The sequence below is a fragment of the Haemophilus parahaemolyticus genome (assembly GCF_018373095.1).
GTDB classification, from domain to species: domain Bacteria; phylum Pseudomonadota; class Gammaproteobacteria; order Enterobacterales; family Pasteurellaceae; genus Haemophilus_A; species Haemophilus_A parahaemolyticus_A.
Window position 1 is genome coordinate 1 of sequence record NZ_JAHAHT010000053.1, and the last position, 11,455, is coordinate 11,455.

Below are 11,455 nucleotides of genomic sequence, written 5' to 3' on the forward strand. Positions count from 1 at the left end.
CGTAAAGCGGAAGAAGCACGTAAAGCAGAAGAAGCTCGTAAAGTTGAAGAAGCACGTAAAGCCGAAGAAGCTCGTAAAGCGGAAGAAGCTCGTAAAGCGGAAGAAGCACGTAAAGCAGAAGAAGCTCGTAAAGTTGAAGAAGCACGTAAAGCCGAAGAAGCTCGTAAAGTTGAAGAAGCTCGTAAAGCCGAAGAAGCTCGTAAAGCGGAAGAAGCTCGTAAAGTTGAAGAAGCTCGTAAAGTTGAAGAAGCACGTAAAGCCGAAGAAGCTCGTAAGGCAGAAGAAGCATTAAACGCAAGAGATAAAACAAATGCCACTATACAAGCAAAACTTCTCAAAGAACAGGCTCTAGGACAAGAAGTTCCCTCTTCTGGAAATATTATTAATAAAAATCACGAAGAGATTTCTAGTGATGGTAAATTAACGAAATATAGAGGCTATCAACAAATTTATAACCAACCATATTCTATAGTTATTTCAAATAATGAATTTGAGAACATTATCAATGATGTAGAACAACCTTTAAAACCACATAATATTCAGATTGTTGGTGTTGCAACACACGAAAGAAATATCCCAAATTCAGGTAAAGCAACTTATATTGGTAAAGGAACAGAGTCAGGTAGATTAATCTACAAAGTCGATTTTGATACTAAAAAAGGTCAGGGAAGTGTTTCTAGCCAAGTTTTATACGGTCGAGTTGAGTTAAAAGAAGCTGATATCCAACCACAGATATCTTTAAATGATAAGGCTGTTGTAGGTATTCAGGGGGTAGCTGTTTCTTCTTCAGGAATGACGAATGGATATTACCAACTTGGTTTCTTTGGACCTGAAGCAGAAGAGGTCTCTGGTATTGCACGTTTTAAATTTGTTGGTGAAGATAAAGAATTTGGCTTCGGCGGCACCCGTGGTGAAATTCAAAAATAACCTTTCTGTAGGGGCGAATTACCTTCGCCCTGATATTCCACCGATGTTCTATGTGATTTTGGTCATAAAAAATCTGCACCTTAGTTAGTTGGTTATTGAGTTCAACTGACTAAGGTGCAGATCAAAACATAGGGCATTATTTTTATCCTTTCAACCCTTCAATTTCTCTCACATTTTCCACCGCTTGATCAGCTTCAACTCGTTGCATAAAAGGTGAAAGTTGCGTTAAATGGTTGAAATCAATCCCTATCGCACGACACCAATTTAGCATAATGTAAAGATACGCATCCGCAACCGAAATTGCTTCGCCAAAATAGATATGGCTTTCTAAATGTTCATTTGCCACAGCAAGTTGATCTAAAATCTGCTCAACGGCTTGTTGGCGAATGGTTTGGGTTAATGTCTCATTATCTTTTGCATAACTTGGTAAACGAAATAACGGCACGAATGATTTATGAATATCTGAATTGAAAAACGCTAACCAGCGAGCGGCTTTGGCTTTATCGCGGACGGTTTTACTACCAAACAGTTTTGCATTTGGATAAAGCTCATCCAAATAGTGCAAAATTGCCTGATTTTGTGAAAGCACTAAATCGCCATCGACCAATACAGGAACAGCTCCTCTTGGATTTAACGCCAAAAAGTCTGGCGATTTGATTAACTCACGTGTTACCGCTTCAAATTGATAATCTGCATTTTCACGTTCTTTTACCCATTCCAACGCTACGTGTGGTACGAACGAGCAAGCACCAACTAAACCATATAATTTCATAAAATACTCCTGTTGTTTCAAAGTGTTGAAATTATACTGTTTTGTACAGCCATTGGCTAATCTGATAAAATAGCTCTATTCTATCATTTCAATTACGCAAACTATGACCGTAACTCAAGACCTCTCTAACCACACGCCAATGATGGTGCAATATCTGCAACTCAAAGCCCAAAATCCTGATATTTTACTCTTCTATCGAATGGGTGACTTCTATGAGCTTTTTTATGATGATGCTAAGAAAGCTGCGATATTGCTCGATATTTCACTGACCAAACGTGGGCAATCAGCGGGCGAACCGATTCCGATGGCTGGCGTGCCGTATCACGCGGTAGAAGGTTATCTGGCAAAATTAGTTGCGTTGGGTGAGAGCGTGGCAATTTGCGAACAGATTGGCGATCCCGTAGCCTCGAAAGGGCCTGTAGAACGCAAAGTGGTTCGCATTGTTACACCAGGTACGGTCAGCGATGAGGCGTTACTGCCTGAGCGACAAGACAACTTAGTTGCGGCAATTTATGAGTATAAAGGCACTTTTGCAATTGCAACGCTTGATATGGCATCAGGGCGTTTTTTGATTAGTGAATTGCCAAGCCAAGAGGCGTTAAGTGCGGAATTGCAACGTTTGCAGCCTGCAGAAATTTTGTATGCGGAAGATTTTGCTTACGCTGGTATTCTGAATAATTACAAAGGCTTACGCCGTCGTCCTGTGTGGGAGTTTGAACTGACTACGGCAATTCAGTTGCTCAATCGTCAATTTGGGACGCAAAGTTTAGCAGGTTTTGGCGTGGAAAAAGCCACCACCGCACTCTGTGCAGCAGGCTGTTTGTTACACTATGCTCAAGAGACACAGCGCACGGCACTTCCGCATATCAACAGTATTCATCTTTCGCAAAATAGCGAAACAGTCTTGCTTGATGCCGCAACCCGTCGCAACTTAGAACTCACCCAAAACCTTGCAGGCGGTACGGAAAATACCCTTGCTTCCGTCTTGGATAAATGCGTGACCCCAATGGGCAGCCGTTTGTTAAAACGCTGGATTCATCAACCGATTCGTGATGTGAAAAAGCTCAAAGAGCGGCAGGATATTATTGAAAGTTTGCAAAAAAGCGAGCAAATTGCACCGCTTCAACTGGCATTGCAAAACGTAGGCGATATGGAGCGAATTTTGGCACGTGTGGCGTTGCGTTCGGCACGTCCACGTGATTTCACTCGCTTGCGTTCTGCATTAGAACAAATTCCTGAAATTCAACAACGTTCGCAACAATTAACTCCCAGTTTAGATCAATTGCTGGCACAATTAGCAAATTTTGATGAGCTTGCGGATATGCTTAAACGAGCGATTATTGAAAATCCGCCGCAATTGATTCGTGATGGAGGCGTAATTGCTGAAGGCTACAATGCGGAGCTAGACGAATGGCGTTCGCTTTCTGCAGGGGCAACCCAATATTTGGAAGATTTGGAAATCCGCGAGCGGGAAGCAACGGGTATCGATACGCTGAAAATCGGCTTTAATGCGGTGCACGGCTATTACATTCAAATCAGTCAAGGGCAGACTCACAAAGCACCGATTCACTACGTGCGCCGTCAAACGCTCAAAAATGCGGAACGTTATATTATCCCTGAGCTGAAAACCTACGAAGACAAAGTGTTGAAAGCGAAAGGGGCATCGTTAGCATTAGAAAAACAACTTTATGATGAATTGTTTGACTTGTTAATGCCTCGCCTGGGTGAATTACAACTGGCAGCGATGGTGCTTGCCGAATTGGATGTGCTGGCAAACCTTGCCGAACGTGCGGAAAATCTTGGGTATGTACGTCCAACCTTCAGCCCGCAACGCATTATCAACATCAAAGAAGGTCGCCACCCTGTAGTGGAACGGGTGATTAAAGATCCGTTTATTGCCAACCCTATTTATCTGAACGCTCAACGTTATTTGTTGGTGGTAACTGGCCCGAATATGGGGGGAAAAAGCACCTATATGCGTCAAATTGCACTAATCTCGTTGATGGCGTATATTGGTAGTTTTGTACCAGCAGAGAGTGCGGAAATTGGAGTGATTGACCGTATTTTCACCCGCATTGGGGCAAGCGATGATTTGGCTTCGGGGCGTTCGACCTTTATGGTGGAGATGACCGAAATGGCGAACATTCTCCATCAAGCCACTGAAAATAGTCTGGTGCTGATTGATGAAATTGGGCGCGGTACATCCACCTACGACGGGCTTTCGTTAGCGTGGGCGTGTGCTGAATGGTTGGCAAAGAAAATCCAATCGTTGACCCTGTTTGCGACCCATTATTTTGAGCTAACCAGCTTGCCGAATCAGCTTAAAGGTGTCGCGAATGTACATTTAGATGCCCGTGAACACAACGATACCATTGCCTTTATGCACTGCGTGCAAGAGGGTGCGGCAAGCAAGAGTTACGGCTTGGCAGTCGCAGCATTGGCAGGTGTGCCTAAACCTGTCATTGCTTTGGCAAAACAGCGTTTGGCACATTTGGAAACACTCTCCCAACAACAAAAAGTGGGCGAAGAAAACCCGCAGGCGGATTTACTTTTTTCGCAAGATGTTGTTGAAAAACCACCGCTTGTCGCACAAGAAAGTGCCGTAGAGTTGGTATTGCGTGAGATTGAACCTGATGAGCTTACGCCAAAACAGGCACTGGAAGCATTGTATCGGTTGAAGACGTTGTTAGGAAAATAGAGAGTGCTTAATTCTTTTTACGCATTCGTATATTCCGCTTTTTCATTCAACCAGCGTTTAATCAACGCCTCTGCAAGCGGTGGATTTTCCACAATAATTTGCTTGGCGTAGCGTTGGACGAGCGGAATTATTTTGCGATCACGCATTAAATTTGCCACTTTAAACTCCGCAGAACCAGTTTGTTTCGTACCAAGAATTTCGCCCGTGCCACGAATTTCCAAATCTTTCTCTGCAATGTAAAAACCGTCTTGGCTATCTCGCATCACTTGCAGGCGTTTGCTGGAAATTTTGCCTAGCGGTGGTTTATACATCAGCACACAGTGCGAAGCGGTTGCTCCACGTCCAACCCGTCCACGCAGTTGGTGAAGTTGCGCTAATCCTAAGCGTTCTGAATTTTCTATAATCATTAAGCTTGCATTTGGCACATCTACACCCACCTCAATCACTGTAGTTGCTACCAACAAATCAATGTTTGCAGCTTTAAATTCCGCCATTATTTCTTGTTTTTCTTGTGGTTTCATTCGCCCATGTACCAAACCAATCCGCAAATCAGGCAAGGCACGTTGCAAATCTTCAGCAATGGCTGCCGCAGCTTGAGCTTCTAACACTTCCGACTCATCAATAAGCGTGCAAACCCAATAGGCTTGGCGTTTCTCATTTTTGCAGGCTTGATAAACACGTTGCACAATTTCAGGACGACGATCTTCTGAAATAACTACCGTCTTAATAGGCGTTCGCCCAGGTGGCAATTCATCGATAATCGAAGTATCTAAATCGGCATAAACCGTCATCGCTAGCGTTCGTGGAATTGGCGTTGCGGTCATAATCAGTTGATGTGGATAGTAATCAGCTTTTGCACCTTTTTCACGTAACGTCAAACGTTGATGCACCCCAAAACGGTGTTGCTCATCGATAATAATCAACGCCAAGTCGTGAAATTCCACGCTCTCTTGGAACAGAGCGTGCGTGCCAATAATCATCTGCACATCACCATTTTTGATCGCTTCCAACTGAGCATTTCTCGCTTTGCCTTTCACTTTGCCAGCCAGCCAGCCAACTTCAATCCCAAACGGACGAAGCCAATTGGCGAAATTATTGGCGTGTTGTTCAGCCAGAATTTCGGTAGGTGCCATCAACGCCACTTGTTTGCCGTTATCAATGGCAGTGAGTGCGGCAAGTGCTGCAACTAAGGTTTTTCCCGAGCCTACATCACCCTGCACCAATCGCATCATCGGCGACGGTTGTGCTAAATCTCGTTCAATATCTTCGGTAACGCGTTTTTGGGCGTTAGTGGGTTGGAATGGTAGGCTCTCTAAAAAGCGTTGTTTCAAATCAGTTTTATAACTTAACGGTTCGGCATATTGCTGTTTTACGCCTAAGCGAAGTTGCTGCATTGCGAGGTTGTGTGCCAAAAGTTCCTCAAAAATCAACCGCTTCTGAGCAGGATGCTCGCCTTTTTCTAATACCTCAGCTGATATGCTCGGCGGTGGGCGATGCAACAACGCCAATGCTTCTTTCAAGCTATATTGATGTGGATTGTACTGCTCAGGCAACAGCTCGGCGACTTGCACATTCTGCAATACCGCCAAGGCTTGCTCGGTCATTTTGCGTAGCGAGGCTTGCTTTAAACCTTCGGTGGTGGAGTAAATTGGCGTGAGTGTTTCCGCCAATGCAAGCGGTTGATTATTGCGAATAATTTGATATTCAGGGTGATGAATCTCCGCCATATAACGCCCACGTTTAATCTCACCAAAGGCTTTCACTCGAACGCCCACGGCAAGGCTATTTTTCATTCCTGCATTAAAATTGAAGAACTTAAGCATAATTTTGCTCGTGCCATCGGAAAGTGTGACCGATAAAATCGGGCGACGCCCAAATTGCACTTCGGTGTGCTGCACGTAGCCTTCAATAGTGGCAAAACTTTCAGGGCGAATATTGGCAATCGGTGTAACTCGCGTACGATCTTCATATCTAAGAGGCAGATGGAAGAGCAGATCTTGCACGTTATTGATGCCAATTCGGCTAAGTTTTTCTGCGATTGCCGCTCCCACGCCCGAAAGGCTCGTGAGTGGTACGCCGTCTAAAAGTTGAGTGTTCATTGCAAAAATGTTGTTAAAAATGACCGCTTGTTTTATTCTTTCAAATTACTCAACCGTCACCGATTTCGCGAGGTTACGTGGTTGATCCACATCAGTCCCTTTAATTAACGCAACGTGGTATGAGAGTAGTTGCAGTGGTATGGTGTAGAAAATTGGAGCAGTTACTTCATCAACTTTCGGGAACACCAAAGTTTTGTAGCCTAAGCCCGCATCGTGGTCGGCGAAGATAAATAATTGACCGCCGCGTGCTTTCACTTCTTCAATGTTCGATTTCACTTTTTCAAGCAAATCATTTTCAGGGGCAACGACAATTACAGGCATTTCGTTGTCGATTAATGCGAGTGGCCCGTGTTTTAATTCGCCTGCTGCGTAGGCTTCGGCGTGAATGTATGAAATCTCTTTTAATTTCAACGCCGATTCCATGGCGATCGGGTAGAATTCGCCACGACCTAAGAATAAGCTGTGTTGTTTATCTGCAAAGTCTTCAGAGAGTATCTCGATCTCTTTTTCATGCGTTAATGCTGCCTCAATTAACGCTGGCAAACGTTGTAATGCGTGAACGATATCCGCTTCTTGATCCGCTGAAACATTGCCTTTTAAGCGACCTAATGCTGCTGTTAAAAGTAATAAACAGGTTAATTGAGTTGTGAAGGCTTTAGTTGATGCTACGCCTACTTCTACACCCGCACGGGTCATAAAGGCAAAGTCTGATTCACGCACTAATGATGAGGTAGCTACGTTACAAATCGTCATTGCTGCCATAAAACCTGACGCTTTCGCCAAGCGTAATGCCGCTAAAGTATCTGCTGTTTCGCCAGATTGTGAGATGGTCACTAATAAGCTATTTGGGCGAGTTACGAATTTGCGGTAGCGGAATTCAGAGGCGATTTCTACATCACATGCCACACCTGCAATTGATTCTAACCAATAGCGTGCCACCATCCCTGCGTTGTAAGAGGTACCGCAAGCGACGATTTGGATATGTTCCACTTTCGATAAAATTTCCGCAGCATTTGGTGCAATGGCTTCTAAATTCACTTTGCCTTCTTTGATGCGACCGTCTAACGTATTCATAATTGCCACTGGTTGTTCGAAAATTTCTTTCTGCATATAGTGGCGATATTGTCCTTTATCTGCTGCATCTTGTTCAAAGTTGCCTTCGTGAATTTCACGTTCTACTTTGTTGCCGTTGCGGTCGTAAATATCAACTGAAGTACGTGTGATTTCTGCCACATCGCCTTCTTCTAAGTAAGCAAAACGGCGGGTTACGCTTAATAGTGCAAGCGGGTCAGAAGCGAGGAAGTTTTCACCGATGCCGTAACCGATAACTAACGGAGAACCTGAACGTGCTACGATTAAATGCTCTGGTTCTTCTTCATTTAATACTACGGTACCGTATGCACCGCGAAGTTGTTTCACGGTTTTTTGCACTGCTTCTAATAATGAATTTGATGTGCGGAATTCCCATTCCACTAAATGGGCGATCACTTCGGTGTCAGTTTGTGATTGGAACACATAACCGCGTGCTTGTAACTCTGCACGCAACTCTTCGTAGTTTTCGATAATACCGTTGTGAACCACTGCAATTTTGCCTGAGCGGTGAGGGTGTGCATTGGCTTCAGATGGTTCACCGTGGGTTGCCCAGCGGGTGTGTGCTATCCCTGTTCCACCTAATAATGGTTTAGCTTCTAACGCATCATCTAAGGCTTTTACTTTACCCACGCGACGTAAAATATTTATTTGTTTATCTGCACCTAATACGGCAACGCCCGCAGAGTCGTAACCACGATACTCTAAGCGGTGTAATCCATCGACTAAAATTGCTGCTACATCACGTTGTGCTACCGCACCGACAATTCCACACATAAATTTTATTTCCTAATGTTTGTTTAATTTGAGTTTAAATTTATAGATTTCTTCGTTTTTTTCTGCAAAATCTCCCTTGCCCCTCTTTGCTAAATAGGGGAACCTATACAAACCTAAAACTAATATCGAAATACTTTTAGATAAGTGAATATCTCAAGTGATATTAAAATGCTTTCGATATAATCCCCTCTTTAGCAAAGAGGGGTAGGGGAGATTTGGCAGTAGTAATTAACGGAGAAAATATACGATAAAATAAGTACTATTTCGCCACAATCACTTCTACGCCGTTTTGTTCAATCAAAACTTTCGTTTCGTAACTTAATTGGCTATCAGTGATGATTTTGTCAATCTTCGACCAATCAAGTTCCACATTGGGCATTTTTCTTCCGATCTTTTGTGATTCGATTAACACAATTACTTCACGGCTCACTTCTGCCATCACTTGGCTTAACCTGACTAACTCATTGAATGTCGTTGTGCCACGTTCTAAATCTAATCCATCAGCCCCAATAAAAAGCTGGTCAAAATCATAAGAACGAAGGGCATTTTCTGCCACTTTGCCTTGGAAGGATTCTGAACGAGCGTCCCAAGTACCGCCAGTCATTAGCACAGTGGGTTCGCATTCCAAGGTGGTTAATTCATTCGCAAGTGAAAGGGAGTTTGTCATAATCACCAACCCTTTTTGATTCAAGGCTTTTACCAACGCCCCAGTGGTGCTACCGCTATCAATAATGATGCGATTGTGATCAGAAATAATTTCACAAGCTGCTTTGGCAATAGCTAACTTTTGTTTCGAAAGTTGCTCGTCGTTGTTCTCTTCTTCCATCATTTCCGATGGCATTTTTATCGCCCCACCATAACGGCGAAGCAAGAAACCGCCTTCTTCTAATACACGTAAATCTTTACGAATAGTCACTTCAGAAGTTTCAAAGAGTTGGGCAAGATAATCTACGCTTAATTCATTTTGTTCCATCAGCATAGAAACAATCAGCTGACGGCGTTGTTGGGTATTTCGCTTTGACATAATTTTTAAGTTATAAAGTTTCGTTTCAAAACTTGGAAAATTATAGTGAAATTTTGACCGCTTGCAAGTAGAAAAATGATGAATTAAAGGTGATGTTTTATATTTATAATTTATATACTGACTACAGGCTCTTATTTAATTCAAATTAAGATTTCTGAGTTTGTCGAAGAGTAAGTCATTTATGATCAAATATGCACAATACGAATGCTTTGGTAGTCCTTTGGTAGTCCTTTGATAATAGTTTGATAAGTCCACTAAGTATCTCAGAAATCTACTCAGCAACTGTTTTGTGCATTCGCTACGTTAATTAATCATCATTGGGAATGTCAAAACGATGACGTAAACCAGCATCGTAAAATGCTTGGTTTGCTTCAAGTAATAACTCTTTTCGTTCTTCTCTGGTGATATGATAAATAGATTTTTGATGGATTGCTCCGTGCAATTTAAATAGCATTAGGTCTGACCTATCGGTTCCTTGCTTAATTAATTCAATAAAGGTGTTCATATAACCTTTTTGTTTAAATTGCTCTACATTTTTTATATTGATCTTCTTTAAGATTCTTTCCATTTTGAAGTTCATGTTGGTTAATGAACGAATTTGTGTTTTTCGTTTTTCTTGCTCTTTTTCATATTGTTCCGCTAGTTCATTTAATATGCTTCTAACCCAATGAGCAAATAGAGGATTTGTTAGGGCTGTATCATAAGGTATAGCATAGAAATTTTTGGTATTAAGCCCAACCTCTGGGTCTTGAAGGACATATGTACCTTCAAGCTGTTGAATGTCTGTTTTGGTTTCATGAGATGCCCGAATAAATACCATATCATTTTTATATAGTGCAATCATAAAACCATTAGCATGGATCCCATAATAAGAAAAATGAGTTTTTAGTCTGATTTTGCCAATAATAGGGTCGAAAAGCGTAGAAATAGGTTGTACAACAGCTCGAATTGGTTGCATTTTTCCTCCTGTAAAAATGTAAATAAATTTAAGTAAAAAATAAATCTTTTATTATAAATACTGAGAAAATCTTCGCATTTCAACTATAAATTTTAAAAAGTGTGAACTTGCTCGAAAATTTGAGAAAAATATTTTGGAATAACATAAAAGATTGCGTCATTTCAAATTTTTATGATTTATGATAAGAAATGCTAAAAATTTTTGCTTGAAAAGCGGTTCAAAAAATTAGCAAATTTGCAGAAAAAAGAGTTGCCAAAATCAGATTTTATCTGTATCATATAGTCACTTTTATCGTGTATCTTTGCGAGAAGACAGACGAGTTAAGTCGTTTGATGTAATCATTTATCAAATGGTGTTGCCGATTTGGTAGCACATATAATGTTCCTAATCTTGGAACTATAATAGGTGTAACTGAGCTCCCTTATTCTTTGAGATAAGTGGTAGTTTGGTTTTTTATTAGCTAAATTTTAATGGAGCTCTGGTCTAATGCAGAACCAAAGAATCCGTATCCGCTTAAAAGCATTTGATCATCGTTTAATTGATCAATCAACAGCGGAGATCGTAGAAACAGCTAAACGTACTGGTGCACAAGTTCGTGGTCCAATTCCTTTACCAACTCGTAAAGAACGTTTCACGGTATTGATTTCTCCACACGTTAACAAAGATGCGCGTGACCAATATGAAATCCGTACTCACAAACGTTTAGTTGATATTGTTGAACCAACAGAAAAAACTGTTGATGCATTAATGCGTTTAGATCTAGCTGCTGGCGTTGATGTTCAGATTAGTCTAGGTTAATTGGGAATTTTAAGAGGTTATTACAATGATTGGTTTAATCGGTCGTAAAGTTGGTATGACCCGCGTTTTCACTGAAGACGGCGTGTCTATTCCAGTTACCGTTATCGAAATCGAAGCCAACCGTGTTACTCAAGTTAAAACCCTTGAAAACGATGGCTATTCTGCAATTCAAGTTACTACTGGTACTAAAAAAGCTAGTCGTGTAACTAAACCAGAAGCAGGCCATTTCGTGAAAGCAGGTGTTGAAGCTGGTCGCGGTTTATGGGAATTTCGTACTGAAGGTGAAGAATTCACTTTAGGTCAAGAAATCAAT

Annotated in this window: 9 protein-coding genes; 4 read left to right on the forward strand and 5 right to left on the reverse strand. The window is 41.8% G+C overall.

Annotated features, from left to right (window positions below):
• Window positions 1–927 (forward strand): factor H binding protein domain-containing protein (locus tag KH943_RS06345; RefSeq protein ID WP_304109086.1); only part of this gene is annotated, 927 nt, incomplete at its 5' end.
• 142 nt (window positions 928–1,069) lie between these two features.
• Here the strand turns inward: KH943_RS06345 and KH943_RS06350 are convergent.
• Complete coding sequence (locus KH943_RS06350) at window positions 1,070–1,699, reverse strand: glutathione S-transferase family protein (RefSeq protein ID WP_304109089.1); 630 nt, start codon at window positions 1,697–1,699, stop codon at window positions 1,070–1,072.
• Window positions 1,700–1,802: 103 nt separating this feature from the next.
• Between KH943_RS06350 and mutS the strand changes: the two genes are divergently transcribed.
• The gene (gene mutS, locus KH943_RS06355; RefSeq protein ID WP_304109092.1) at window positions 1,803–4,397 is read left to right on the forward strand and encodes a DNA mismatch repair protein MutS; all 2,595 of its coding nucleotides are present in this window, start codon (window positions 1,803–1,805) and stop codon (window positions 4,395–4,397) included.
• Window positions 4,398–4,414: 17 nt separating this feature from the next.
• On the opposite strand, the gene recG is transcribed toward mutS, so the two are convergent.
• From recG to KH943_RS06375, 4 genes are all read right to left on the reverse strand, one after another.
• Window positions 4,415–6,496 (reverse strand): ATP-dependent DNA helicase RecG, encoded by a 2,082-nt coding sequence (gene recG, locus KH943_RS06360; RefSeq protein WP_304109095.1) that lies wholly within the window; start codon window positions 6,494–6,496, stop codon window positions 4,415–4,417.
• A gap of 45 nt (window positions 6,497–6,541) precedes the next feature.
• Entirely contained in the window at window positions 6,542–8,362 is a 1,821-nt protein-coding gene (gene glmS, locus KH943_RS06365; RefSeq protein ID WP_304109098.1) for a glutamine--fructose-6-phosphate transaminase (isomerizing), read from the reverse strand.
• A gap of 259 nt (window positions 8,363–8,621) precedes the next feature.
• Window positions 8,622–9,386: a DeoR/GlpR family DNA-binding transcription regulator gene (locus KH943_RS06370; protein ID WP_304109101.1), complete on the reverse strand. Its 765-nt coding sequence runs from the start codon at window positions 9,384–9,386 to the stop codon at window positions 8,622–8,624.
• 307 nt (window positions 9,387–9,693) lie between these two features.
• Window positions 9,694–10,344 carry a TfoX/Sxy family DNA transformation protein gene (locus KH943_RS06375; protein WP_304109104.1) on the reverse strand — a complete coding sequence of 217 codons (651 nt, stop codon included), beginning with the start codon at window positions 10,342–10,344 and terminating at the stop codon, window positions 9,694–9,696.
• Window positions 10,345–10,830: 486 nt separating this feature from the next.
• Here KH943_RS06375 and rpsJ point away from each other — a divergent pair, with 486 nt between their 5' ends.
• Window positions 10,831–11,142 (forward strand): 30S ribosomal protein S10, encoded by a 312-nt coding sequence (gene rpsJ, locus KH943_RS06380; RefSeq protein WP_001181005.1) that lies wholly within the window; start codon window positions 10,831–10,833, stop codon window positions 11,140–11,142.
• A gap of 25 nt (window positions 11,143–11,167) precedes the next feature.
• Window positions 11,168–11,455: large ribosomal subunit protein uL3 (locus tag KH943_RS06385; RefSeq protein WP_438359827.1), on the forward strand; the 288-nt coding region annotated here is incomplete at its 3' end.